This window comes from Arthrobacter sp. NPDC055138 (assembly GCF_053607305.1).
The window spans coordinates 194,474-219,692 of record NZ_JBSGTH010000005.1; the positions used below are offsets into that span (position 1 = coordinate 194,474).

The 25,219-nt window shown below is 69.2% G+C and carries 19 protein-coding genes; 4 read left to right on the forward strand and 15 right to left on the reverse strand.

Annotation, left to right across the window (positions count from 1 at the left end; all coding sequences use genetic code 11):
- Positions 1-3: 3 nt before the first annotated feature.
- Genes ACWF5H_RS14010 through ACWF5H_RS14030 form a run of 5 tightly spaced genes read right to left on the reverse strand, consistent with a single transcriptional unit; the run spans position 4 to position 4,587 of the window.
- The gene (locus ACWF5H_RS14010) at positions 4-1,140 is read right to left on the reverse strand and encodes a glycosyltransferase family 1 protein (protein ID WP_452037559.1); all 1,137 of its coding nucleotides are present in this window, start codon (positions 1,138-1,140) and stop codon (positions 4-6) included.
- Entirely contained in the window at positions 1,137-2,348 is a 1,212-nt protein-coding gene (locus ACWF5H_RS14015) for a glycosyltransferase family 2 protein (protein WP_452037560.1), read from the reverse strand. Before ACWF5H_RS14015 ends, ACWF5H_RS14010 begins: the two co-directional genes overlap by 4 nt.
- Complete coding sequence (locus ACWF5H_RS14020; protein ID WP_364648372.1) at positions 2,345-2,728, reverse strand: DUF2304 domain-containing protein; 384 nt, start codon at positions 2,726-2,728, stop codon at positions 2,345-2,347. The genes ACWF5H_RS14015 and ACWF5H_RS14020 overlap by 4 nt, the downstream gene beginning before the upstream one ends.
- 4 nt (positions 2,729-2,732) lie before the next feature.
- Positions 2,733-3,398, reverse strand: coding sequence for a glycosyltransferase family 2 protein (locus tag ACWF5H_RS14025; protein ID WP_364648369.1), 666 nt, complete (start codon positions 3,396-3,398; stop codon positions 2,733-2,735).
- Between the two features lie 52 nt (positions 3,399-3,450).
- The gene (locus tag ACWF5H_RS14030; protein WP_452037561.1) at positions 3,451-4,587 is read right to left on the reverse strand and encodes a glycosyltransferase; all 1,137 of its coding nucleotides are present in this window, start codon (positions 4,585-4,587) and stop codon (positions 3,451-3,453) included.
- A gap of 253 nt (positions 4,588-4,840) precedes the next feature.
- Between ACWF5H_RS14030 and ACWF5H_RS14035 the strand changes: the two genes are divergently transcribed.
- Complete coding sequence (locus ACWF5H_RS14035; RefSeq protein ID WP_452037563.1) at positions 4,841-5,980, forward strand: hypothetical protein; 1,140 nt, start codon at positions 4,841-4,843, stop codon at positions 5,978-5,980.
- A gap of 71 nt (positions 5,981-6,051) precedes the next feature.
- Here the strand turns inward: ACWF5H_RS14035 and ACWF5H_RS14040 are convergent, their stop codons facing one another.
- From ACWF5H_RS14040 to ACWF5H_RS14060, 5 genes are all read right to left on the reverse strand, one after another.
- On the reverse strand, positions 6,052-7,233 hold the full coding sequence (locus ACWF5H_RS14040; RefSeq protein ID WP_452037564.1) for a glycosyltransferase: 1,182 nt from the start codon (positions 7,231-7,233) through the stop codon (positions 6,052-6,054).
- On the reverse strand, positions 7,233-8,303 hold the full coding sequence (locus ACWF5H_RS14045; RefSeq protein WP_452037565.1) for a Gfo/Idh/MocA family protein: 1,071 nt from the start codon (positions 8,301-8,303) through the stop codon (positions 7,233-7,235). Before ACWF5H_RS14045 ends, ACWF5H_RS14040 begins: the two co-directional genes overlap by 1 nt.
- A 2-nt stretch (positions 8,304-8,305) precedes the next feature.
- On the reverse strand, positions 8,306-9,400 hold the full coding sequence (locus tag ACWF5H_RS14050) for a DegT/DnrJ/EryC1/StrS family aminotransferase (RefSeq protein WP_452037566.1): 1,095 nt from the start codon (positions 9,398-9,400) through the stop codon (positions 8,306-8,308).
- Positions 9,397-10,029: an acyltransferase gene (locus ACWF5H_RS14055; protein ID WP_452037568.1), complete on the reverse strand. Its 633-nt coding sequence runs from the start codon at positions 10,027-10,029 to the stop codon at positions 9,397-9,399. The genes ACWF5H_RS14050 and ACWF5H_RS14055 overlap by 4 nt, the downstream gene beginning before the upstream one ends.
- A 67-nt stretch (positions 10,030-10,096) precedes the next feature.
- Positions 10,097-11,386: a nucleotide sugar dehydrogenase gene (locus ACWF5H_RS14060; protein WP_452037570.1), complete on the reverse strand. Its 1,290-nt coding sequence runs from the start codon at positions 11,384-11,386 to the stop codon at positions 10,097-10,099.
- A gap of 155 nt (positions 11,387-11,541) precedes the next feature.
- Here ACWF5H_RS14060 and ACWF5H_RS14065 point away from each other — a divergent pair, with 155 nt between their 5' ends.
- The gene (locus ACWF5H_RS14065) at positions 11,542-15,429 is read left to right on the forward strand and encodes an FtsK/SpoIIIE domain-containing protein (protein WP_452037571.1); all 3,888 of its coding nucleotides are present in this window, start codon (positions 11,542-11,544) and stop codon (positions 15,427-15,429) included.
- Here the strand turns inward: ACWF5H_RS14065 and ACWF5H_RS14070 are convergent.
- Positions 15,401-15,817: a hypothetical protein gene (locus ACWF5H_RS14070; RefSeq protein WP_452037572.1), complete on the reverse strand. Its 417-nt coding sequence runs from the start codon at positions 15,815-15,817 to the stop codon at positions 15,401-15,403. The genes ACWF5H_RS14065 and ACWF5H_RS14070 overlap by 29 nt on opposite strands.
- 269 nt (positions 15,818-16,086) lie before the next feature.
- Between ACWF5H_RS14070 and ACWF5H_RS14075 the strand changes: the two genes are divergently transcribed.
- Positions 16,087-16,335 (forward strand): WhiB family transcriptional regulator, encoded by a 249-nt coding sequence (locus tag ACWF5H_RS14075; protein WP_086994524.1) that lies wholly within the window; start codon positions 16,087-16,089, stop codon positions 16,333-16,335.
- An 80-nt stretch (positions 16,336-16,415) separates the two neighbouring features.
- Here the strand turns inward: ACWF5H_RS14075 and ACWF5H_RS14080 are convergent, their stop codons facing one another.
- The 4 genes from ACWF5H_RS14080 to ACWF5H_RS14095 form a co-directional block, all read right to left on the reverse strand.
- Positions 16,416-17,891, reverse strand: coding sequence for a sensor histidine kinase (locus ACWF5H_RS14080; RefSeq protein ID WP_364648342.1), 1,476 nt, complete (start codon positions 17,889-17,891; stop codon positions 16,416-16,418).
- 1 nt (position 17,892) lies between these two features.
- Complete coding sequence (locus ACWF5H_RS14085; RefSeq protein ID WP_452037575.1) at positions 17,893-22,725, reverse strand: NAD-glutamate dehydrogenase; 4,833 nt, start codon at positions 22,723-22,725, stop codon at positions 17,893-17,895.
- Positions 22,726-22,795: 70 nt separating this feature from the next.
- Entirely contained in the window at positions 22,796-24,121 is a 1,326-nt protein-coding gene (locus tag ACWF5H_RS14090; RefSeq protein ID WP_452037576.1) for an AAA family ATPase, read from the reverse strand.
- Positions 24,118-24,765 carry an SAF domain-containing protein gene (locus ACWF5H_RS14095; protein ID WP_452037577.1) on the reverse strand — a complete coding sequence of 216 codons (648 nt, stop codon included), beginning with the start codon at positions 24,763-24,765 and terminating at the stop codon, positions 24,118-24,120. The genes ACWF5H_RS14090 and ACWF5H_RS14095 overlap by 4 nt, the downstream gene beginning before the upstream one ends.
- Positions 24,766-25,002: 237 nt before the next feature.
- Here ACWF5H_RS14095 and ACWF5H_RS14100 point away from each other — a divergent pair, with 237 nt between their 5' ends.
- The gene (locus ACWF5H_RS14100) at positions 25,003-25,218 is read left to right on the forward strand and encodes a helix-turn-helix domain-containing protein (protein WP_136784652.1); all 216 of its coding nucleotides are present in this window, start codon (positions 25,003-25,005) and stop codon (positions 25,216-25,218) included.
- Position 25,219: the final 1 nt, after the last annotated feature.

Sequence of the window (25,219 nt, forward strand, 5' to 3'; positions counted from 1 at the left end):
TGCTCAGGCCTCCTGCCGGGCGAACAGGCCGTCCACCGCGTGCTCCCAGCCCTTGATCTGGTGCTCGGAGGACAGCTCGCGGGCGGCGGCGTGCGCGTTGGCCTTCCACTCATCCACCAGTTCGGGCGTCAGCGTCTTGAGTACCTCCACCAGCGCCGCCGGGCTGAAGTCTGCGGTGACGGCACCCAGTCCGTGCCGGCGCAGCAGGGTCTCCATCGCCGGCGAGGGACCGATGATCAGCCCGGTCCTGGCCTGGACCGCCTCGAAGAACTTGTTCGGCAGGGCGTGCGCCAGGTTGAAGTTGGTGGGCGGGATGATCGAGATGGCGACGTCGTATTCGGCCACGGTGTCCACCAACTGGTCATACGGGACCGGCTCGCGGAACCGCACCCGCGGCAGCTCCTCGCCGAGCGCCTTGAGCTCGGCGACGTAGGCCGGCTCGTTCGGCATCACGATCAGGTCCAGCTCCAGGTGTTCCGGGGCACCGCGCATGGCTTCCATGATGTCTTCGATCTTGCGGTAGCGCTGCCCGGCGGAGCTGTAGATCATCCGGATCTTTTCGCCGGTGGGGCGCGGCTGCTTGTCCGCGTACGGTGCGGCGTTGGTGACCACCGAGGCCGCGACTCCGAAGTCCTTGGTGTACTGCTCGGCGATGCCCTCGGCCACCGTGGTGACCGAGCGCACGGCGGGCAGGTAGGTGCGGCAGAGCCAGCGCACGTAGGGGGCCACCAGCGCCCGCCAGGCCGGCTTGTTGAAGTGCTCCTTCGGCGCGAACTCGTGCAGGTCTGCGTGCACGCCGTGCTGCGGCCCGAGGCTCAGCGCCAGCGGCACGGTGTTGGTGTCGTTGGCCAGCACGGCATCAAATCGCTGGCCGCGCAGCAGCTTGCGCGCCTGCGCCACCGCGGCGATGTTCCAGTACACGTCCACGTAGCGGCGCAGAGCCAGCCGCTGCGGATCGCGGGGCCAGCTGGCCAGCGCGGTGTCCAGCTGGAAGTGTCCGGCGACGCCGTCCGGTGCCGGGCCGTACCCGCAGGTGAACAGCCGGTACTTGTCGCGGAACAGCGTGATCTGCTTGAGCACCCGCGGGTCGCTGCGCAGCGGCGAGAGCGAGAGGATCAGCAGGGAGCGGGGTCCAGTCAACGAGGCTGCCTTCCATCGGTTCTGTCGGATGCCGGAGCGGCCGGTGATCCCGCGACCGCGGCCGCGGAGCCATCCGCGAGCCCTGCCGCTGGCGCTGCCTCGGGCACTGCCGCGGGCCGGGAGCGGTGCAGCCGGGAAGCCGCGGTGAAAACGAGGGAGTTCAGGTTGGTCCGCAGCGGCGCTTCGCGCCGGAGGTTCGTGAGCCAGCGCCGGGTGAAGGTGCGCTGCAGCGCTCCGGCGTCCGCCCGCCGTCGTAATTCGGCCGAAATTTCCCCATCGGAGACCGCGTCACGCAGCACCAGCAGCAGGCGTTCATCCGGCGCGCTGAGCAGGCGCGGCGCTCCGGGTGCGGCGGCGGTCAGCGAACGCACGACGGCGGAGATCGCCTGCCGGTCCTCGGCACCCCATCCGAACCGCGCACCTCGGCGGACGGCGGCGCTGATCACGTGGCCGCGCAGCAATTTCACCGCGATGGCTTCCCGCTGTGCCGCGGGCAGCGCCGGAAACCACGCCCCGGAAACCAGCGAGGTGACGTCCTGGAACTGGCTGCCCAGCGGCAGCACGGCCGACGTCACCCGTTCGTCCGCGTCCTGCCCCACCAGATATGCAGGGGCGTGGGCCGGATAGGCGATTTTCTCACCGGAGAACCATAGCCGCAGGCCGAATTCCAGATCCTCGCCGGTGCGCAGCCCCCGGCTCAGCCGCAGCCCCAGCCGGCTGAGCGCATCCCGCCGGACCAGCCCCAGCGGCGCCGTCCGGTAGGCCAGCCGGTCACGCAGCGGATCCACCAGCGGGCCACGGACCACTCTGGCGCGCGGGGTCAGGATCCGCGGGCCGCCGCGGTAGCGGAGCGGTGCGATCACCGCGGTGGCGCCGGTGGCCCGGGCAGTATCCAGCCAAGCGGAGACGGCCCCCGGCTCCAGTGTGTCGTCCGAGCCCATGATGCCAACAAACCCGGCACGCGCCTGGTCCAGGCCATAGTTGAACGGGCCGGCCGGGGACGGAATGGCATCGGCCAGTTCGAGCAGCCTCACGGTCTCCGGGAGGCCGGCCAGCTGCTCGCGCACCGGCCCGGGATCCATGTTGTGGCACACCACCACGGCGCCGACGCGTCCCGGCGCGGCGGCTAGCACGGACTCCACCGCGCGCCTGACCGGCCGGTCCGCGGTGTGGACCGCAATCACGATCTCCGCTTCCGGGACCGTCATCGGCCGGTCTCCGGCCGTGCGGGGTCGTCGGGTCCGGCCGCATCCTCGGGGCGCGGCGCTTCGTCCAGCGCAATCCGGCGTGCCAACTTGGTAATCCGCGCCTCCAACTGGCGGGTGCGCTGGAACGAACTGGCCATGAAGATCAGGAAACACACGATCAGCCCGTAGAGCACCAGATCGGTGCCGCGGCCAATGCCCAGCGCGTTCGCCGCAGCGGTCAGCATGCCGGGGAAGAACACAGACAGCGCCGCCAGCACGGCGAACAACAGCAGCAGGATCCGGCGCACCGCCTGGTGCCGGGCATTCTGGCCCCCGCGCATCAGCGCCAGCGCGCCGAGCGCGACGGCCAGGACCAGGACAATTTGAACGACTATGAGCATGGGATCACCGGAAGAAGAGGTCTGCGAGGATGTTGACGCCGTTGAGCAGGGACTGCCCCTTGGACTTGGAATATTCCGTATAGACAATGTGTACCGGCTGCTCCACCACCCGCGCCTCGAGCGCTGACAACTGGTGGATCAGCTCGGAGGCGTGCGCCATCCGGTTCTGCGTCAGGTGGATTTTGCGCGCCGTCTCTGCGGACATGGCGCGCAGTCCGTTGTGGGCATCGGTGAGGCGGTAGCCGGTGGACAGTCTGGATTGGACGGCGGCCGTGCGCAGCACCAGCCGCTTGAGCGCGGACACGTCTCCCCGTCCGTCGAGGAACCGGGAGCCCAGCACCACGTCTGCCTCGCCGTCCCGGACCCGGTTCAGCATGGCAACGGCATCCTGGACCCGGTGCTGGCCATCGGCGTCGAACGTGATGATTGCGTCCGCCGCCGGATCCTGTACGGCATATTCGAAGCCGGTCTGCAGCGCTGCGCCCTGGCCAAGATTCACCGGATGGACCACGACGACGGCGCCCGCCTTGCGTGCCATGGCGGCGGAATCGTCGCTGCTGCCATCGTCAACACAGACCACGTTCGGAAAGGTCTGCAGCAGCTCCTGGATGACCGAGCCGACGACGGTGGCCTCGTTATACATCGGCACGACGACCCAGCAGCGACTCACCCGCCTAGTATTCCACAACGGGAATGGTCCCGGCGGCCGCAGCACCCGGCGCTCATCGCCGCCGCGGGGCCGGCGCCTGGGCCGCCAAGTCCTGGTAGTGGCCGTCCAGCTCCTTGACGCTGCCCGCCAGGCTCCGGCGGTCAACCACGAACTTACGGGCGTCCCGGCGCATGGCCAGATAATCTGCACTGCCCAGCTGGAGCAATTGCTGCAGCCCGTCCTGCAACTGGCGGAAGTCCGCTTCCGGTGCCAGCAGGCCGGTGACGCCGTCCTCCATCATTTCGGGAATCCCGCCGCTGCGGTACGCCAGCACCGGCGTCCCGCAGGCCTGGGCTTCCAGCAGCACCAGGCCGGCCGCTTCCCGGGCGCCGCCGGCTTCCTGGCTGGGTGCCACCAGGATCTGCGCCTGCTGCATCCAGGAGCGGACACCGGCCCGGTCCTGGCGGCCCACGAAATCAATGTGCGGATGGCTGGCCGCGTGCTCTGCCACGGCGTCGCGCAGCGGTCCGTTGCCGATCACCACCAGCCGGTGCCTGGCCTTGCGCCAGACAGCCAGCGAGGCGTCCAGCAGATCCCGGATGCCCTTCTGCATGTTCAGCGCGCCCACGAACAGCACCACCGGCAGCTCATCGGAGTGATGCCGGGTGGGCACAAAATAATCGGTGTCCACGCCTTGATAGTGCACATGGATCTTTCCGGTATCGAGTTCCAGATCGGCAGCCCGCCCGGCCATGTAATTGCTGACCACCAGGAGCCGGGAGCTGTGTGCCGCGGCGGACAGGACGTTGCGATGGTGCCACCGGGCCATCATCGTGTCCGCCGGATTGGCCAAGGACACCAGATCGGAGCCGTGCATAGTGGTGATCAGCGGGGCTCCGGAGACGCTGGATGCCTTGACCGCCGGCTCCGACCACGTGGCGAAATGCTGGTGGATGATGTCCGGCCCAAAGCGGTTCACCGCCAGCGCCATCGGCCGCATGAACGCGGGCATCACCAGCTCGCGGCGGCGGAAGCCCAGCCCGGGAGCCGGGACGAAGTCGGTGATGGGCACCGTGACCGAGGGGTCCTCGATCTGGGCCACCAAGGTGAAAACGTGGAAGTCGTGCCGATCCTTCAGCCGTTCGGCGTGCGCCGTGGCGAAGTACGTTGGCGGAATCCGCAACGTGCTTTTGGTGATGGCAATCTTCACGAGGCTCCTGGACCTTTTTCGGCTGCAGCCGGATGGGCCCGGCTTCCCTCGCCATCCTAGCCCGGCGCCCTGCACGCCAGCTTGGATCTTCCGCACCGCGGCAGGGTCCGGCAGCGGCGTGCGGCCGTCGCGAGCGGGCGTCGCGTGCAGCGGTCCGGCGCGCCGGGTGCCCCGCCGCGCACGGCCGGGCGATCGCCGGACGGTAATCTTTCAATGTCCGGCATCCGCCCGGCATCGGTGACAAGGAGCAGTGGTGGCCCAGCAGATCCTGTGTATCTCTTTCTCGGATATCCAGGCCGATTCCCGCGTGCTGCGGCAGCTGAAACTGCTGACCGAAGCCGGTGAAGTCACCACGCTCAGCTACGGCGAACGTCCGCCCGGAGCCACCCATCATCTGGAAATCGACGAGTCGCTGCCCTCTTTGCCGCAGACACCGCTGGGCGTGCTGCTGCTGGCCCTGCGCCAGCATTCCGCGGTGGAGCTCAGCGCTCCCGCGGTCAAGCAGGCCCGCGCGCTTGTTGCGGGCCGCCGCTTTGACCTGGTGGTGGCGAACGAGGCACGGGCCCTGCCGCTGGCCCATGCGGTGGCCCAGGGCGCACCGGTCTGGGGCGACATGCACGAGTGGGCTCCGGAGGAGCGCTCGCATGTTCTGCCCTGGAAGCTGCTGGTCGCTCCGTATATGCGCAGCATCTGCGCCAAGTACCTGCCGCGCACCACCGCGATCACGGCCGTGAACGGGTCCATCGCCCGGATGTATGCCGAGCAGTTCGGCTGCACCGTGGAGGTGGTCCGCAACGCCGGACCGTTCCGGCATTTGGAACCGTCGCTGCCGCTGCCCGGGAAGATCCGGCTGGTGCACAGCGGCGCGGCGGTGCCCGGCCGCAACCTGGAAGGCACCATCGAGGCGGTGAAGATGCTCGACGACCGCTTCACACTGGATCTGTACCTGGTTAAGGCGCGCGACGGCGGACGCTATTGGCAGCAGCTCAGGGACCTGGCCTCCGGCGACCCGCGCATCACCTTCCACGACGCAGTCCCGCCGGAAGAGCTGCCCGCGACCCTCAACGCCTACGACGTGGGGGTATTCTCGCTGCCGCCGCAGACCATGAACCACCAGTTCATGCTGCCGAACAAGTTTTTCGACTTCGTCCAGGCCCGGCTGGCCCTGGTGTTCAGCCCGTCTCCGGAGACCGCTGCGTTGATGAGGGCCTACGATCTGGGCGTGGTGACCGAGGACTTCAGCACCGAGTCGCTGGCCCGCGCCCTGGCCTCGCTCACCACCGAGCAGGTGGACAAGTACAAGGCCAACGCGCACGGCGCCGCCGCCGCGCTGAGCTCCGCCGAGGACGAAGCGGTCTCCCGCGGCATCCTCGCCGCCGTGCTCACGCCCTGACCGACACGGTCCAGGGCGCCAACCCCTGAACGACTGTACTGCTCTGGCCCCCTATCGCGCCCTGAATAGGGCTAGCGCCGGCGGAAGGCTTCGGCGGCCTCGGCGATGGCTGCGGCCGCCCGGTTGCCCACGCTGCGCAGCGAGTAGTTACGCTCCACCCACTCGGACAGCCTGCGGCGTTCGGCGTCGTCCACCGGCTGTTCCAGCGCTTGGGCCATGGCCTCGGCGGCCTGGCCGGCGTCCCAGTCCACGCTCTGCCCCAGCCCGTGCTCGGCGACCAGCTGCCGCAGAGGCCCGACGCCGGCGTAGACCACCGGTGCTCCGCAGCTGAGCGAGACGAAGGCCTTGGTGGCGAAGGCAAAGTCATAGCCGCGGGCCGGCCGCACCGAGGCGAGCCCCGCGGTGGCGGTGCGCAGCGCACGGGCGATGGTGCCGCCGTCGGCCGTTCCCATGAAGCGGATGCGCTCCCCCGCCGGTGCCGCACGCCGGCGCAGCTCTTCCAGCTCCACGCCGCCACCGTACATCAGCAGCCGGGCATCGGGGTAGCGGTCCAGGATTTTCAGGAAGCCGTCCACAAACACGCCGGCGCCCTGGATCTCGGACATGGTCCCCGCGTAGACGAAGGTGGGGCCGGGATGTGGATCCCCGGGCCCGGCCAAGCTGAAGGTGTCCGTGTCGATGCCGGTGCCGACTTCCGCCACCCTGGCCCGTCCCGCGGTCAGCCGTGCCAGCGCCAGCGTCACGCCGGTGGAAATGCTCAGCACGCCGGACGCGCCGCTGACTACCCAACGCTCCACCGCCCGCAGCACCGCGACCACCCGCGGATCCACGCCGATCCCGGCCGCGGCATCGGAGCTGACGTCCGCGGAGAAGTAGACGTACGGGCGGCGGCGCAGCGCGGCAGCGAGCCGGACCACCACGCCGGTGGTCGGCGGTGGTTCCACCAGCAGCAGATCGAACGGTTTTTGCGCCAGCAGGCGGAAGAACAGCGGGATGTCGAAGCTGGCGTACTGGAGATAGCCCCGCACGGCACCGCTGGCATCGCGCAGCACCGGCCAGCGCCGGATCCGGGCACCGCCGGCGGCGGCCGCACCACCTTCCGCGGCGCGAAGTGCCCGCGGCGGCCGGGTGGTCAGCACGGTCACCTCATGGCCGGCCTCGGTCAGCGCCCGTGCCGTGGCGGCCAGCCGGTAGGCGGCGGCGCCGGCTTCCGGGAGATAGATCCGGGTGGCCAGCAGGATCCGCAGGCCCATCAGGCGTGCAGCCCGACGGTGCGGGATTCCTTTGCGCTGGCGATCATGGCTTCGGCCACGCGCAAGGTGTTCAGCCCTTCCCGCATGGTCACTATCGTCGCCGCGGGATGCTCGGTGCCGGCACCGCCGTCGTGCTCCGCGGCCGGGGCAGGCTGCAGCAGCCCCCGGTTGGCCAGCACGGCGTCGCGGAAGGCTTCGTGTTCCACCTTCAGCGGTTCGCGCTTGGGGATGGCCAGCCGGGTGATGTTGCCTTCGGAGACGCCGCGGAAGTTGGCCACGGACTCCCACTCGGTGTTGATGGTGCCGTTTTCGTGGAAGGTCAGGTCGGCGGTCAGCGTGTCCGCCACGAAGGCGCCGCGTTCGCCGGTGACCACGGTGACGCGTTCCTTCGTCGGCGACAGCCAGTTCACCAGGTGGCTGGTGATCACGCCGTTGTCCAGCAGCCCGGTGGCCGCCACCATGTCCTCATGCTCGCGGCCGGAGCGGATGGTGGTGTTGGCGCTGACGGAGGCGTAGGCGGCCTGTGCCAGCCAGGCGGTGAGGTCGATGTCGTGCGTGCCCAGGTCCTTGATCACGCCGACGTCGGCGATCCGCGCCGGGAAGGGGCCCTGCCGGCGGGTGGCGATCTGGAAGATCCGGCCGAGTTCGCCCGATTCCAGCCGTGTGCGCAGCGACTGCAGCGCGGGGTTGTAGCGTTCGATGTGGCCGACGGCGCCGACCAGCCCGCGGGCCTCGAACGCAGCGGCCAGCTTCTCGCCGCCGGCGACCGTGTCCGCGATCGGCTTTTCCACCATTGTGTGGATGCCGGCTTCGGCCAGGGCCAGGCCGACCTCCACGTGCAGGCCGGTGGGCACCGCGCACATGGCGATGTCGATCCCGGCATTGATCAGTTCCTCGACCCCGGAATAGACCGGCAGCCCCGGGGCGGCGCCGTGCGGGTCGCCGTAGGCGTCGGCGACGGCCACCAGTTCCACGCCCTCGGTCTCGCGGAGCACGCGGGCGTGGTGCCGGCCCATCATGCCCAGCCCGATCAGCCCGGCGCGGAGCACTGTTTTTTCGGTCCCGGCCATGGTCAGGCTCCTGCCTTGGCGAGGGCGTTGACCGCGGTGGCGATCCGGTCCAGATCCTCGGCGTCCAGCGAGGGGTGCACCGGCAGCGAGAGCACCTCGGCCGCCGCTGCCTCGGTCACCGGCAGGTCCGCGGTGATGTTGAAGGAGGGCAGCCGGTGGTTCGGGATCGGATAGTAGACCCCGGAGCCGATGTTGTATTCGTCCTTCAGCGCCGCGGCGAAGCGGTCCCGCTCCCCCGCGCCGATCCGCACCGTGTACTGGTGGTAGACGTGCACGGCGCCGTCGGCGACCCGGGGCGTGCCGACGCCGGCCAGGTTCGCATCCAGGAACGCGGCATTGGCCTGGCGTTGTCCGGTCCAGCCGCCGACCTTGCCCAGCTGCACCCGGCCGATCGCGGCGTGCAGGTTGGTCATCCGGGCGTTGAAGCCCACCAGTTCGTTTTCATACTGGCGTTCCATGCCCTGGTTGCGCAGCAGCTTCAGCCGCCGCGCCACCTCGTCGTTGCCGGTGGAGACCATGCCGCCCTCGCCCGAGGTCATGTTCTTCGTCGGGTACAGGCTGAACATGGCGAATTCACCGAACGTGCCCACCCGGCGGCCGCCCAGCGACGCGCCGTGTGCCTGCGCGGCGTCCTCGAACAACAGCAGCGACTTCTCCGCGGCCAGCGCGCCCAGTGCGTTCATGTTGGCCGGGTGCCCGTACAGGTGCACCGGCATGATGGCCTTGGTCCGCGGCGTCACGGCGGCGGCGACCGCCTCGGGGTCCAGGCAGTAGTGGTCCGGCTCGATGTCCGCGAACACGGGCGTGGCCCCGGTCAGGGCCACCGAGTTGGCGGTGGCGGCGAAGGTGAAGGACGGCACGATCACTTCATCCCCGGGCCCGATGCCGGCGGCGAGCAGGCCCAGGTGCAGGCCGGAGGTGCCGGAGTTGACCGCCACCGTGTGCCGGCCGTCCAGCAGCACCTGCGAGAACTCCTGCTCGAAGGCGGCCACCTCGGACCCCTGGGCGAGCATGCCGGAGACCAGCACCGCGTCCACCGCGGCCCGTTCCTCGTCGCCGATGATCGGCTTGGCTGCCGGTATGAAGTCCTTGCTCACTGCTGCTCTCCTCGCGTTTCGTTCGCAACGTCGTCCGTGGCTTCCTGCAGGACGCCGTTTTCTTCCCGGTACCGCGCATCGGTGGCCGGACACACCCAGACGTAAGGGTCCGCCGAATCCTGAATCAGCCGCTGCCCGGCCCGGCCCACCCAGCCGATCCGCTTGGCCGGCACTCCGGCGACCAGCGCAAAATCGGGCACGTCGCGGGTGACCACGGAGCCGGCGGCCACGGTGGCCCAGGCGCCGATGGTCACCGGCGCCACGCAGACCGCCCGGGCCCCGATCGACGCGCCGTCGCGGATGTCCACGCCCACCGGCGTCCAGTCGTCGGCGCTCTTCAGCGACCCGTCGGGCGCGACGGCGCGCGGGTAGGTGTCGTTGGTCAGCACCACCGCGGGGCCGATGAACACGCCGTGGCCCAGCCGCGCCGGTTCGTACACCAGCGCGTAGTTCTGGACCTTGCAGTTGTCCCCGGCCTGCACCCCGGTGCCGATGTAGGCGCCGCGGCCCACAATGCAGTTCGCGCCCAGCACCGCGTCCTCGCGGACCTGGGCCAGATGCCAGATCTTCGTTCCCTCGCCCAGCCGGGCGGCGTCGGCTACATCGGCCGAATCGGCGACGAACACCATAGGTTCCCTCTTTCCGCTAGCGGCGAGCGCCGCCGTCGTCCTCAATGTGGTGGTGCGGCCGGTGGCCCTAGGCTTTGCCGATCACCCGGTAGGCCACGCCCGGCCAGCGCTCGGCGGAGCTGACCCGCCGGCCGTCGATGAACACCTTCACACCAGGCAGGTCGTCCGGGCCCAGCTGCGCGTAGCCGGCGTGGTTGGCCTGCACCACCGCGGCGTCGGCCGGCTCGCCCAGGTGGTACGGCGTGAAACCCAGCGCGGCGAGTTCCGCATCGCTGAACAGCGGATCATGCACGACGGCGGTGCCTCCCCGCGCGGTGATGGCCTCCACCGCGCCGAACACCCCGGAGAACGCCGTTTCCTTCACGCCGCCCCGGTAGGCCGCGCCGAGGACCACCACGCGGGCGCCGGCCAGGTCACCGTAGGCGCCCTCCAGCAGGCCGATGGTGTAGTCCGGCATCCCGGCATTCGCAGCGCGGGCCGCGGCCACGACGGTGGCCGACGGGTCGTTCCACAGGTACAGCCGCGGATACACGGGGATGCAGTGCCCGCCGACGGCGATGCCGGGCTGGTGGATATGGCTGTACGGCTGGGAGTTGGAGGCTTCGATCACCTGGTAGATGTCGATCCCCGCGGTGGCGGCGTAGCGGGCGAACTGGTTGGCCAGCCCGATGTTCACGTCACGATAGGTGGTCTCGGCCAGCTTGGCCAGCTCGGAGGCCTCGGCCGAACCCAGGTCCCAGACGCCGTTGCCGCGCGGAAGGTCCGGGCGGTCGTCGAAGTCCAGCACCGCCTCGTAGAACTTTTGTGCCGCGGCGGTCCCGGCCTCGGACAGCCCGCCGATCAGCTTGGGGTACTTGCGCAAGTCCTCGAACACCCGCCCGGTCAGCACCCGCTCCGGGGAAAAGACCACGTGGAAGTCCTGCCCCTCGACCAGCCCTGAGCCTTCCTCCAGCATCGGCTTCCAGCGGGTCCGGGTGGTGCCCACCGGCAGCGTGGTCTCGTAGGACACCAGCGTGCCCGGGGTCAGATGCCGGGCCAGTTCCTGGGTGGCGGCGTCCATCCAGCCGAAGTCCGGTTTAGCCTCCTCGTCCACGAACAGCGGCACCACCAGCACCACGGCGTCTGCGCCGGGCACCGCTTCCGCATAGTCGGTGGTGGCGCGCAGCCGGCCTGCGGGCACGAGCTCGGTCAGCTTTTCTTGGAGTCCGGCCTCGCCGGGGAACGGCTCGGTGCCGGCGTTGACCAGGTCCACCACGGCGGCGTTCACGTCCACGCCGATGACCTCGTGCCCCTTCGAAGCAAACTGGACGGCCAACGGCAGCCCGATCTTTCCCAGAGCAATGACAGCGATCTTCAAGAGCTAAGGCCTTTTCTCGTTCGGTCAACGTGGCGGCCGCTTCCGGCCCAGAGTCAAGCGTATCGCTTGAACCGGCGGGCTCGAGGTCCACCGGTTATCCACAGGTCGGCCTGCCGCACAGGAAAGGACCCGGAGATTCTGCCTAGGTTCTTGTCATGGCCCTTCATCTGACGCTGGTGGCCGCGCCCGGAATCCCCGCCCCGGCGGCCGCCTGGATCGCCGACCATTCCCATGCCGTCTGCGGGCTGGAGGCCGGAAGCAGTGCTGCGCCGTTGGGCGATTGGCTGCGCGGACGCTTGGCCGGCGTGGCCTTCACTGTTGCCGGCCGCAGCTTGGCTTCGCTGACCGCCGGGGCACACCCGCTGGTCGACGGCGCCGTGGTGGTCTGCGGCCCGGAGGACGCCGTCTTCCCGTTGCGGGATGCCTTCCCGCTGCCGCCGCTGGGGCTGGCCGTGACGGCGGGGCCGGACGCCGGCCGGCTGTTCGGCCTGCGACGCGGCAGCTTCACCGTGGGCCGGCATGCGTGCGCACTGACGATCGCGGATCCGTCCTTGTCCCGGCTGCACGCCACGCTGGAGGTAACCGACCGCTGCGTGCTGCTCCGCGATGCCGGATCGGCCAACGGCATCGTCTGCGCCGGCAAACGTGCCGGGCAGGTGGTGCTCGCGGCGGGGCGCCCCGTGTGGATCGGCAACAGCCAGCTGCGGCTGATCGTGGGCAGCGAACCCGACGAACCGTTCCTGCCGGACGCCGATCTGGCCGTGCCGGTCCCGGTGGCGGAGAAACGCCCGGAACCGCGCACCACCATGACCCTGTTGTTGGCCGGGCTCCCGCTCATCGCGGGCCTGGTCCTGGCGCTGCTGACGGGCATGTGGTTCTTCCTGGTCTTCAGCGCCATGTCCCTGCTGGCCGCGGCCGTTCCGTACGCAGCCGGCCGCCGGCAGCGCAGCCGCTACCGGGCGGCAGTGGCCGCGGCGGCGGAGTCCGATGCCCGCCGCCGCCAGTTGGCGGCACCGGACGCTGCCGCGCTGATGGTGTCCCTGCTGCGCCGCGGAAGCCCGGCCCGGATTCCAAACGTGCACCGGCCGGTGCGCGGACCGGGTCCGGAACATGCCTGGCTGCGCCTGGGCACGGCCCGCCTGCCGGCGCACATCGGCGCGGCGGAGGCGCCGGTCGCGGAGCCTCCGCTGCTGGAGAACCTTCCGCTCTGCGTGGATCTGCTGGCCGAGCACCGGCTGCGGTTCTCCGGAACAGCGTCGGGGCTCGACGGCATGCTGAGGTCGGTGCTGTTGCAGGCAGCCGCCCGGGCCGGCGGAAGCGTCCTGCAGGTGGTCTGCTACGCGCTGCCTGAACCGGCCCGGTCGTCGGCGCGGTTCCTCCCGGGAGTCGCGCTGGCGGAGCGGCCCCGGCAACTGGCGCAGCTGCTGTCCGCCGAAGGCAGCACCGTGCTGCTGGTGGCCGGACGCCATGCCGAGACCGCCCGGGTGCTGGCGAACTGCGTCGCCCCGGCGGCCGAGCTGTGGTTCGGCGGTCCCGCCGGACCGGGGACGCGGATCGAAGTGTCGGGGGCGGACAGCCGCCTGATCCGTGATGGCGGAACCGTCCGGTTTTCGGCGGACCTTGCCACCGCTTTGGTGCTGGATCGATTCGCCCGGTTGGCGGCGGCGGCGGGACAGGGCGCGGAGTCCGTCGGATCCGTGCCCGCCAGCTGCCGGCTGCAGGCATTGCTCCGGCCGCAACCACTTGCCCGGCGCTGGTCCGACGGCGACCGCGCTCCCGGCCTGGCCGCCGTCCTCGGTGCGTGCGCAGCAGGTCCGCTGGCCCTCGACCTTGCCGTGCACGGGCCGCATCTGTTGGTCGCCGGGACCACCGGGGCCGGCAAGTCCGAGCTGTTGCGCAGCCTGGTCCTTTCGCTGGCCCTGACCAGATCGCCGGCTACCGTCAATTTCCTGCTGGTCGACTTCAAGGGCGGTTCCGGGCTCGGCCCGCTCGCCCGGCTGCCGCACTGCGCGGGCCTGCTGACGGATCTGACGCTCGAAGCGGTGAACCGGGCGCTGGCCTGGCTGCAGGCGGAAGTGCGCCGCCGCGAAACGCTGCTGGCCGGCCTCGGCCTCAGCGACATCGCAGCCTGCAGGCCGGGGACATTGCCGCGTCTCGTCGTCGTGGTGGATGAATTCCGGATGCTCGGCGAGGACGCTCCGCAGGCCCTTCCGGAACTGATGCGCGTGGCCACTGTCGGCCGCGCGCTCGGCATCCATCTGGTGCTGGCAACACAGCGGCCGCAGGGTGCCGTGTCCTCCGATATCCGCGCCAACGTCACCGCCATGGTTGCGCTCCGGACGCAGAACCCTGCCGAGTCGCGGGATCTGCTCGACTCCCCCGTGGCGGCGGAAATCCCGGTCATCGCACGGGGCAGGGCCTATCTGCGCATCGGCACCGGGGATGCCGTGCTGTTCCAGTCGGCCTCCAGCACCCGGCCGCACACAGACCCGGCTAGCATCTTGCGGACCGTGGACGACTGGGTGCGGGAGGAAGGGGTGCAGCCGACGGACCGTGTGGAAGGCGCCGAACAGCTTGAGCAACTGGTGACGGAAGCCGCCGGCGTCGCCGGCGGGCTGGGCCTGGCGGGAGCCGGAGCGCTGCCGCCTGCCCTGCCGGCCGATCTGGCCGTCGCAGATTTGGCCGTCGCACCGGCCTCGCTGCACGACGGCGAGGACATCGCGATCGGGCTGTTGGATTTGCCCTCCCGGCAGCGGCAGGAGCCCCTGCGCTGGCGGCCGGAGCGCGACGGGCACCTGGCTGTTCTCGGCGTCGAGGGCGGCGGACACCGGGCGTTCCTCCGGACGCTGGCGGCACAGGTCCTGGGCAGCCCGCCGGAGCGTCATTGCTATGTCCTGGACGGTGATGGATCGCTAGGCCCGGTGTCGCGCGCGGAGCGCACGGGAGCCTACGTCGGGCCGCAGGACGTCGAGCGCGCGGCGAGGGTCCTCCGCCGTCTGGCCAACGAGGTCGCTTCCCGGCTGGGCCGCCTGGCTTCGGCGCCGGACCCGGCCGCGCCGGCCGCCGGCGTTCCGTTGATGCTGCTGGTGAGCGGATGGGGCCGCTGGCTCAGTGGCTTCCGGTCCGGCCGGCTCGGCTGGGCCGAGGATTGTGTGCAGGACATCGCCCGCGATGGCCAGGCGACGGGAGTCGTCCTGGCCGTGACCGGCGAGCGGGAGCTGGCCAGCAGCCGGTTCCTGCCGCTGGTGGCCAACAGGCTCCACCTGCCGACCGGTGCCGGACCCGAAACATTGATGGGCTGGCCGCGGCTTCCGCCGATGGAACCGGTGCCGGGCCGGGCGCTTGTGCTGGGGCGAATCGGCGGCGAGGGCGGTGTCTGCCAGCTGGCCACCAACGCGGAGGGCACTCCCCCGCCCGCCGGGGCCAGGATCCGCCCGTTCCGCGTCGAAGCGCTGCCGCGTTCCGTTCCGGCGGGTGCGCTGCCACGCGTCCGGCACGGGAACCCGGTGATCGGTGTGGAAGGCGACGAACTGGAGCCTTCGACGCTGACCTTGCCGGCCGGCCAGTCGTACCTGGTGCTCGGCCCGGAAGGCAGCGGGAAAACGAATCTCCTGGCCGTCCTGCAGCAGGCGCTCGACGGGCTGCGGCCCTGTTCAACCCCGCCCGACGGCGGGAACGCTGACGGTTTCTGGGCCGGCCACGGGCCCGTCGCCCGGGGCACGGTGCTGCTGGTCGACGACGCCGCGAACCTCAGCACCCGGGCACACGAGGCGGTTGCCGCCCTGATTGCTGCCGGCGCGTCGGCCGTCGTTGCGGCCTGCCCCGGGCCGCTGCTGCTGCAGCAGGTCCCGCTGGCTTTGCAGGCCCGCGCCGATGGGCGCGGCATGGTCTTGTCCCCGCGGACCGGGGCGGATGCGGACTTCTTCGGTGTCAGGCTCGACGACACGTGGAGACCGCCGGGACGGGCCTACCGGATCGATTCCGGAAAAACAGTGCCGCTGCAGATCGCCGTGGCTACAGAGCGCGCGGTGCGGCACCCTTGACCAGGAACGCGGTCACGGGCTTGGTCAGCAAAAGGACAAAGGCGGCTCCCGCCGCCACCAGCAGGACCGGGCCGAGCGCAAACTGGCCGCCCTGGATCATCGAGATGGCCACCACCACAACGAACACCTGCCACACCAAGGCCGCGGCCCTGGTCCAGCGGTAGCCGCGGAACAGAAAATGCCCCACCACCAGCAGCCAGATGCCGAAGACCAGCATCAGGACCAGCAGGAAGAGGCTGCCGGCCAACGAGATCGGGGTCTGCGTGGCGAGTCCGTAGCCATACAGTGCGGCTCCGGCCAGCAAAGCAAGCGCCTCCAAAACGACGGCGGCAGCGATGATCTTAATGGCAATGGGGCGGGAGGCAGGGCTGGACGAAGGGGCAGGCATTGACACATTCGCACCCTACCTTAGATAGTCAGGTATCGGCTTCCGAACCGGGAGCCCCACCAGACCACCCTGTGATGAATGACTCATGAATTACGGCCGGTTAAGTCGGCATGACCCCTTGTTTACATGGATTTAACATGAAACGCTGGATGGCGAAGCAAAGGGGGCCTGTCTGGCTCCCTTTTCTATGACTCTGTTCGTGAATGTTTTCACGAATCCCCCCAGCCGGATGATAAGCCGGACACCATTTAGAGGAGTATGTGATCAGCATGGATTGGCGTAGCCGCGCGGCATGCCTGGATAAGGACCCCGAACTGTTCTTCCCCGTGGGGAACACCGGGCCGGCACTCCTGCAGATCGAAGAGGCCAAGAGCGTTTGCCGACGCTGCCCGGTAATCGATACCTGCTTGCAGTGGGCCATCGAGTCCGGCCAGGACGCCGGTGTATGGGGCGGCATGAGCGAGGACGAGCGTCGTGCGCTCAAGCGCCGCGCCGCCCGGGCCCGCCGGGCGTCCTGACCCGAAGCCAGGTTTGAACAGAGGCCGCTGCCGGTTCCGGCAGCGGCCTCTCGCATTCCACCTGCACAGCGGGTGTCGGCTCAGCGGGCCGTGTGGTTGTTGAGCACCAGATCGATCCGCACGCAGGTTCCGCCACCATCGCGGGGCGCCCACTCGATCCGGCCGCCGAGTTCGCTGGTGACCAAGGTCCGCACGATCTGCAGCCCCAGGCCCTCCCGCCGAGGTTCCTCGGGCAACCCGACACCATCGTCTTCCACCGAGACGGTCAGCAGTTCCTCCTCGCCGCGCCGGGACCGCTTGGCTGTCAACAGGACCGTGCCGTGCCGCCCGGCCAATCCATGTTCGACGGCGTTGGTTACCAGTTCGTTGATGACCAGCGCCAACGGGGTGGCGAATTCGCTGGGCAGCTCGCCGAACTCGCCGCTGCGCTCGGTGCGGACAGCCTGGGTGGGTGAGGCGACCTCGGCCGAGAGCCGGAACTGGCGCCCGATCAGTTCATCGAAGTCGACGTTCTGCGCCAGGCCCTGGGAGAGCGTCTCATGGACCAGCGCGATCGTTGCCACCCGCCGCATTGCTTGTTCCAGCCCCTGCTTGGCTTCGTCGCTGACCATCCGCCGCGATTGCATGCGCAGCAGTGCTGCCACCGTCTGCAGGTTGTTCTTGACCCGGTGATGAATCTCCCGGATGGTGGCGTCCTTCGACACCAACTCCATCTCCCGCCGGCGCAGCTCCGAGACATCCCGGCACAGCACCAATGCACCGAACCGCTCCCGCTCATTCCGCAGCGGGATCGCCCGGAGCGAGAGCGAGACGCCGCGGGATTCGATCTCCGTGCGCCACGGCATCCGTCCGGTCACCACCAACGGCAGGGTCTCATCGACCATCCGCCGGTCCTTGAGCAAAGCAGTGGTCACCTCGGCCAGCGAGCGGCCTTCCAATGACTCGATGTCGCCGAGCCGACGGAAGGCGGAGACGCCGTTCGGGCTGGCGTACTCCACCACCCCGTCGGCATCCAGCCGGATCAGTCCGTCTCCGACCCGGGGCGCGCCGCGGCGCGACCCGGTCGGAGACGCGAAGTCCGGCCACAGCCCCAGCGTTCCCATCTTCAGCAGATCGTAGGCGCACTGCCGGTAGGTCAGCTCCAGCCGTGACGGCATCCGGGAACTGGACAGGTCCATGTGCGAGGTCACGATGGCCAAGGTCCGGCCGTTGCGAACCATGGGAACCGCTTCGACTCGCATGGCCATCTCGGTGGTCCAGTCCGCTTCCGACGATCGTTCAATCGTCTGAGACTGCCGCGCCGCGTCCACCAGCGGCTTCAGGTCGGCGCGGATGCGCTCGCCCACGAAGTCTCGGTGGAACACTGTGTGCGTGGTCGAGGGGCGCACGTGCGCCAGGGCGACATAGCTGCCGTCCGGCGTCGGGAACCACAGGGCCAGGTCGGCGAAGGCCAGGTCCGCGATGAGTTGCCAGTCGCCGACCAGCAGATGAAGCCATTCTGCATCGCCCGGTCTGAAGTCGGCGTAGTCGCGGATGGGGTCGGTGAAGATGGCCAAGCTACCGCCGTACTGTCGAGCGCATCAGGCGCAGGGCTACGGACAAGGAGGCCATGTCGTCTTTTTCGAGCTGGTTCACTTCTTCGAACATGTCCCTGGCACGCTTGATGTTCTCGGCGTTGGCCTGCTCCCATTCGTCGATTCTGGCTTCCGCCGGCTCCCCCGGCTGGGTGCTTTGCATCACCGCAACGGTGATGTCGGTGACCGTGGTGTACAGATCGTCGCGCATCGCGGCCCGGGCCAGTGACTGCCAGCGGTCCTCGCGCGGGAGTGCAGTGATGCGCTCGAGCAGGTCGTCGATGTCGAACCGGTCGTAGACCGTGTAGTAGACATGTGCGACCGATGCGACCGGCTCGTCCACCTGTCCGGCGATCCGGGCGACGTCGAGCAAGCCGAAGCTCTCGAACTGCTCGGCCCACTGCCGGGCGATCTCCTCGGGCAGCCCGCGTTCTTCCGCGCTGGAAAGCCATCCGCGCACGCGGGCCAGGTCGTCACCGCGCAGGTACTTGACCAGCTGGCTGCGCAGCGGGTCCATCTGCGGTTTGAACGCCGCGATGCCGTCAGCGACCGGTGTGCCGCTGTCAACATGGTTGATGTACCAACGCACCGACCGGTCCAGCAAACGGCGCATGTCCAGGTGCACCGTGCACCACAGATCCGTCGGGAAGCTGGCCGGCAGTTCGTTCAGCTCCTCCACCAGCTTGTCGAATTCAAAGATCTCGCGCAGCGCCACGAAGGCCCGGGCCACGTCGGCCTCCGAGACCGCGGTCTCCTCCAGCACGCGGAAGGCGAAGGTAATGCCGCCCATGTTGATCATGTCGTTGGCCACCACGGTGGCGATGATTTCCCGTCGCAGCGGGTGGCCGGCCAGATCGTCGCCGAACCGCCCGGCCAGTTCCTGCGGGAAGTAGCCGCGCAGTACCCGATCGAAATAGGGGTCGTCGGCCAAATTGCTGACAGTCAGGGCGTGAGTCAGTTCGATCTTGGCGTAGGCAGCCAGGACGGACAGCTCCGGCGAGGTGAGGCCCAGGCCGGCGTCGATCCGTTCGTGCAGTTCCTCGGTGGTCGGCAGCGCTTCGAGCTCCCGGTCCAGTTCCGCATGGTTCTCCAGCCAGTCCATCAGGCGTTCGAAGCTTGGGCTCGCCTTGATAATCTGCTGGCGGTCGTTGAGCAGCAGGACGTTCTGGTCGATGTTGTCCTGGATCACCAGCCGGCCGACTTCCTCGGTCATCGAGTGCAGCAGGTCGGCCCGCTCCGCCACCGGCAGTTTGCCGGCGGCGACCATCTGGTCCACCAGAATCTTGATGTTGACCTCGTGGTCGGAGCAGTCCACACCGGCCGAGTTGTCGATGGCATCAGTGTTGAGGATGATCCCCTGGCTGGCGGCTTCGATCCGCCCGCGCTGGGTCATGCCCAGGTTCCCGCCCTCACCGATCACCTTGACCCTCAACTCGTCGCCGTTGACCCGGATGGGGTCGTTGGCCTTGTCCCCCACCTCGGCATTCGACTCGGTCGACGCCTTCACATAGGTGCCGATGCCGCCGTTGTACAGCAGATCCACCGGTGCGCGCAGGATGGCTTGCAGCAGTTCGGGCGGGCTCATGCTCGTGACTTGCGGATCCAAACCGAGGATGCCCCGGACCTGCTCGGAGACCGGAACCGACTTCACCGACCGCGGGTAGACCCCGCCACCGGCGCTGATCAGCTGGTCGTCGTAGTCGGCCCAGGACGACCGGGGAAGCTCGAACAGGCGGCGGCGCTCCTGGAAGGAGGCAGCGGCGTCGGGATCCGGATCCAGGAAGATATGCCGGTGGTCGAAGGCAGCGACCAGCTTGATGTGCTCAGAGAGCAACATCCCGTTGCCGAACACGTCGCCGCTCATGTCTCCCACCCCGACGACGGTGAAGTCCTCGGCCTGGGTGTCGACGCCGAGTTCACTGAAGTGCCGTTTGACCGATTCCCACGCCCCACGGGCAGTGATGCCCATTTCCTTGTGGTCGTAGCCAACCGAGCCGCCGGAAGCGAACGCGTCGCCCAACCAGTGGCCGTACTCCAGCGAGATGTCGTTGGCGATGTCGGAGAAGCTCGCGGTTCCCTTGTCGGCTGCCACCACCAGGTAGGTATCGTCGCCGTCCAGCCGGACCACCCGCTCGGGGGGCACGACTTTCTGGCCGGACTCGGTCCGGACCAAGTTGTCCGTGATGTCCAGCAAGCCGCGGATGAAGGTTCGGTAGCTGTCCTGTCCTTCCGCCATCCAGGCGGCGCGGTCCACCCCGGGGTCCGGCAGCCGCTTGGCGTAGAACCCGCCCTTGGCGCCGGTCGGTACGATGACCGCGTTCTTGACCGTCTGTGCCTTGACCAGGCCCAGGATTTCGGTGCGGAAGTCCTCGCGCCGGTCCGACCAACGCAGGCCGCCGCGGGCCACGTCGCCGAACCGCAGGTGGACGCCTTCGACGCGCGGCGAATAGACCCAGATTTCGTACTTCGGCCGCGGGAACGGTGCGCCTTCGATTTGCGCGGGACTGAGTTTGAAGCTGAAGTACGTCTTGTCCTGGAAGTAGTTGGTGCGCAGCGTTGCCCCGATCAGGTTGGACAGCGAGCGCAGCACCCGGTCGGCATCCAGCGTCGGGACGGCGTCCAGCCCGGCAGCCAGGTCGGAACGGGCTGCCTCGACCGCCGCTTCGCGGTCGCCGTCGAGATCCGGATCAAAGCTGGCGTTGAACACGGCCAGCAGCGCCCGGGCCACATCCGGGTTAGCCAACAACGTGTCCGAGACGAACGCGTAGGACACCAGGTTGCCCAGCTGCCGCAGGTAGCGCGTGTAGGCCCGCAGCACTGCCACCTGGCGCCAGCCGATTCCCTCGGCCAGCACCAGCCGGTCGAAGCCGTCCGATTCGCTGCGGCCGGTGACGGCGGCGCCGAAGGCTTCCTCGAGCAGGCCGCCGGTGGCAATCGGATCAACGCCGGCAGGGTACCGGAGGCCGAAGTCGTACAGGAAGTAGTCTTCCCCGTCGGCCGTCATGATCTCGAAAGGCCGCTCGTCCAGCACTTCCAGCCCGGTGTTCTGCAGGATCGGCATGATGTTGCTCAGCGACCGCGCCTCGGGCAGATACAGCTTCAGCCGGGCGTCGGCGGCAAGGACATCGGTCCTCTGCTCGGGAACATAGACATGCAGGACCGGTGCAGCCCCGGCTTCGCCACCTTCGTAGCTGCGGAAGCGGCTGATGTCCTCGAGCGCGTCCTCCACTTCATAGTCCACCCGGTAGCTGGGCGGGAACGCGTCCTTCCAGTTCGCCGAGAGCCGGGCGGCCGCCTCACCGCCGAAGTTGGCGCGCAGCACCTCGTCGATGCCCTCCGACCAGGACCGGGAGGCCTGGGCCAGCCGGCGCTCCAGTTCGGCAGTATCGACCTTCGGCACGCCGGAATCCCGCTTGAGCCGGATGCGGAAGAACAACCGGGCCAGCGCAGACTCGGACATCCGCGCCTCGTAGTCGATGCTCTGCGGGTCGAAGGTGCGGCGCAGCTCTTGCTCGATGCGCAGGCGGACGGCCGTGGTGTAGCGATCGCGCGGCAGGAACACCAGCGCGGAGACGAACCGGCCGTAGACATCCGCGCGCAGGAACAGCCGGGTCCGGCGCCGCTCCTGCAGCCGCAGGATACCCATTGCCGTTGTCGCCAGCTCCTCGGTGTCCATCTGGAACAACTCGTCGCGCGGGTAGGTCTCGAGGATCGAGAGCAGATCCTTCCCGGAGTGCGAGTCGGCCGGGAATCCGCTGTGCCGCAGCACTGCCGCGACCTTCTGCCGGACGATCGGGACGTTCTTTACCGACCGGTTGTACGCGCTGGTGGCGAAGAGACCGATGAAGCGGCGTTCGCCGTCGACGTTGCCCTGGGCATCGAAGCTCTTCACCCCGATGTAGTCCAGGTACGCGGCGCGATGCACGGTGGAGCGCGAATTCGCTTTGGTGATCACCAGGGCGCGTTTCTCCCGGGCGCGGGCGCGGCCCTCCTCGGTCAGGTGCTGGACGCGCCGCGCGTCGGCGACCCGGCGCATCATGCCCAGTCCGCTGTCCTGACGGACCATCAGGACGTCTTCCCCGTTCTGGGTGACCAGGTCGTACTCGCGGTAGCCCAGGAAGGTGAAATTGCCGTCGTCGAGCCATTCAAGCAGCGCCTTGGCCTCGGCCAGATCGGGAATCTCCTCGGCCCCCACCACCGAATCCAGCGAGGCGGCAACCTGCCGCACCTGCCGGCGCATGGCTGGCCAGTCCTCGACCGAGGCGCGGACGTCCGCCAGGACACGCTTGAGCCCGGCTTCCAGCTCGGCGGCCTTCTCCGGGTCGATGCGGGCGGTCTCCACCGCCATCCAGGATTCGATCCGCAGCACCTTGTCGCCGCCGGCCTCGAACGCGGCCAGGTTCGGCAGCGCTGCCGTGTCGCCGCTGGAAACTCCGGCGCTGGCCGGGACCCGCTCCACGCCGGTCAGGTCGTGGCTGTCCCGGTCGCGGGTTGCCACAAAAGTAGGGTGCATGATCATCCGGATGGCAATGCCGTGCCGCACCACCTCGGCAGTGACCGAGTCCACCAGGAACGGCATGTCATCGGTGACAATCATGACGACGCTGGCGTCGGGTTCGTCATGGATCCCGATCACGGGTTCGGCCGGGGGACGGTGGGCGGCCAGTCCCCGGTGCGCCAGCGCCCGGGAACTGAGCACATCGGGACTGTAGCTGGCCGCGTCGTCCGCTGCCAGATGCTCGTAGTATTTGGCGATGAATTCCTCATCGTTCGTTGCTGAGCTGGACAGATCCGCCATGCTGGATCCAGTCGACATGTAAAACGCCTCCGATAGGTGTGTCCGAACCGCGCCTTTGCGGTCCTTGCGCAAGCCTAACGCGGCGCGTTCAAAACTTCACTTTGACCAGGGTCCGACGGCGCAGTCCCCGCCTGGGTGCCGCCAGCCGGCTTCCTGCCAACCCGGCAATGGCGTGGCGCAGCGCGGAGTCCGGCGCGGATTCCAACAGGACCGACCCGCCCAGGAGCGCGGCATCGGCTGCCGCCGGATCGGCCGGCAGCAGGGCGCGGATCTCGCGCACCGGCCCGAATCGCTCCCACGCCTCCCGCAACTGCGCCTCCGGCCGCGCCCCGACCGCCGCCGCCCGGACCTTGTTCAGCACTACCTCCGCCGACGCCGAAGGGACCGCGTGCGCCAGCTCGTCCAGGGCCCGGACCAGCCGCGGCAACCCGACCGAATCGGCGCTGCCCACCGCCAGCACCCGGTCCGCCAGCTCCAGCACCCGCAGGGTGGCCCCGTTGCGTCGCGGAGCCATCGAGTCGAAGCTCAGCTCTTCTTCATGCTCCAGCGAAAACCCGCAATCCACCACGACGACGTCCGCGAGCGCGCGCGCCAGCTCCAGGACAGTTCCCAGCGCGGACGGCCTGAGCTCGGTCCAGCGGTCCACCCGGGTGATCCCGGTCAGCACCCGCAGCGAGGTGCCGGCCACCGCCACTTTTAGGCAGACCCGCTCGAATGCCTCCCTGTCCAGCATGCCCTGGTCCGCTATCCGACAGGCATGGGCCAGGGCCGCAGATTCGTCCAGCAGGCCAAGGAACGCCGCCACGCTGGCCCCGTAGGTATCCGCATCGACCAGCAGGGTCCGTTGCCCGCCGGCTGCGCATTCTGCGGCGAGGTTGACCGCCACGGTGGTGCGGCCCGGTGCCCCGGCAGGACCCCATACCGCCACCAGCTCGCCCTTCGCGGCCGGCAGTCCAGATTGCAGCGGGTCGGCTGCGCGTGGCCGCAGTGCCCCGGCGGGGTCCGCCAATCCCGCCAGCCGCGGACCGGCGGCTCCGGCTGCAGCTCGGGCCGGGGGCCAGGTGCCCTGCAGTTGTGCCGCCGACTCGGCCACGAGGGCCGACAGGGCCTCAGGCTCGACCGTTTCCGCACCGGTGCGGATGCCGAGCGCCTCGAGCCGGAGCCGTTCGCCGTCGTCGTCGGTGAGCGCCACCACGGAGACCTCGGCGCTGTGCAGCCGCTCCAGCACGCCGCCGTCAAGGTCTTGGGTTTGACCGGCGACGATGGCGGCCCGGGCCAGTCCGGACTGCGCCGCCGCCAGTAAGTCCGCCAGTTCGGTGCAGCGCCGGACCACCGTCACCGGCCCGTGCAGCCGCTCCAGGCCGGAGACGAAGTCCACCGCCGCCGTGCCCAGGGTGAGGACCGGCAGGCTCACGAAGTGCCGCCCGGATTGAGCACCACGTTGATGCGGGCGCCGTTGGCGAGCGCGTGCAGCAGCGCCGGCAGGGTGTCGTCCCCGACCAGCACGTGCAGCCGTTCCGCACCGGACGAGCCGAACGCCGTGCTGGCGTCCGCCAACTGCGACACCTCGGCCGCGGCAAGCAGCAGTTCAGGCTGGTCGAAGCCGTTCCGGCCATCGGGCAGGGACACCCAGACGTCCACCCTGGAGCCGGGGCCGGCGCCTTCCGGCAACGGGCTCTCAATGTTCAATCCGATCGGTTTCCGGTCCAGGTCATCGGCCGTGCCCAGCACCGAGGCCGGAAGCAATTCGCCGCCCCGGATCAGCGCGGTGGCGACCGCGCCGGCCGGCAGCCCGGCATCCGCCGGTAGATAGCGGGCCGAGGCGTCGCCCAGCCTCACGTCGACCACGACCAGGTCATCGGCGGAAACCGGCTGCCCTACCGCGATGTCCGATTTGGCCGCCAGCACCCCCTCTGTCTGGTCCGCGGTGGCCACCAGCGCGGAGACCCCTGCCACTGAGGCCAACACCAGCAGCAACCCCACCAGCAGGCGTGGATCTTTCCAGGACGGGCGCTTCAATCGTGGTGCCGCGGCTTTTTCCGCGATGGCAGCGCTCAAGGATCTCCCCCTCAATCCCCGCGCCGGGCGGACAGCGATGCTGCGGTCCGAACCTGTACTCCGGGACGCGGGTGGCACCATTCTGGTCGAGCCGCTGCTGCTTGGGAACTGCAACCGCCTGTTCCGGGCGCAATCTGTGGAAAACTACTCGCCTCAACAGCAACGCCCCAGCGCCGTCAAACGGCATCAAACGGTGCCATAATGGGGAAAACCATTCCCGTTCCGAAGGATCTGTCCATGCCACGGTTCCTCACTCTGGCCGATGTGGCCGAAGAGCTGCAGATTTCCTCGTCGCAGACCTACGCCCTGGTTCGCAGCGGCGAGCTGCCCGCCATCCAGATTGGCGGCCGGGGCCAGTGGCGGGTGGAGCAGGTTGTGCTGGACCAGTACATCCAGGACAAGTACGCCCAGACGCGTCGGCTGATCGAAGAAGCCAAGTCGAACGCGGAGTGAG

Bases quoted from the DNA above. Each gene is read 5' to 3' on its own strand.
- ACWF5H_RS14015 (WP_452037560.1), bottom strand. From the start codon at position 2,348: ATGACGGTCCCGGAAGCGGAGATCGTGATTGCGGTCCACACCGCGGAC.
- ACWF5H_RS14020 (WP_364648372.1), bottom strand. From the start codon at position 2,728: ATGCTCATAGTCGTTCAAATTGTCCTGGTCCTGGCCGTCGCGCTCGGC.
- ACWF5H_RS14040 (WP_452037564.1), bottom strand. From the start codon at position 7,233: ATGGGCCTGCGGATCCTGCTGGCCACCCGGATCTATCTCCCGGAAGCC.
- ACWF5H_RS14045 (WP_452037565.1), bottom strand. From the start codon at position 8,303: ATGGCCGGGACCGAAAAAACAGTGCTCCGCGCCGGGCTGATCGGGCTG.
- ACWF5H_RS14055 (WP_452037568.1), bottom strand. From the start codon at position 10,029: ATGGTGTTCGTCGCCGATTCGGCCGATGTAGCCGACGCCGCCCGGCTG.
- ACWF5H_RS14065 (WP_452037571.1), top strand. From the start codon at position 11,542: ATGGCCCTTCATCTGACGCTGGTGGCCGCGCCCGGAATCCCCGCCCCG.
- ACWF5H_RS14070 (WP_452037572.1), bottom strand. From the start codon at position 15,817: ATGCCTGCCCCTTCGTCCAGCCCTGCCTCCCGCCCCATTGCCATTAAG.
- ACWF5H_RS14075 (WP_086994524.1), top strand. From the start codon at position 16,087: ATGGATTGGCGTAGCCGCGCGGCATGCCTGGATAAGGACCCCGAACTG.
- ACWF5H_RS14085 (WP_452037575.1), bottom strand. From the start codon at position 22,725: ATGTCGACTGGATCCAGCATGGCGGATCTGTCCAGCTCAGCAACGAAC.
- ACWF5H_RS14100 (WP_136784652.1), top strand. From the start codon at position 25,003: ATGCCACGGTTCCTCACTCTGGCCGATGTGGCCGAAGAGCTGCAGATT.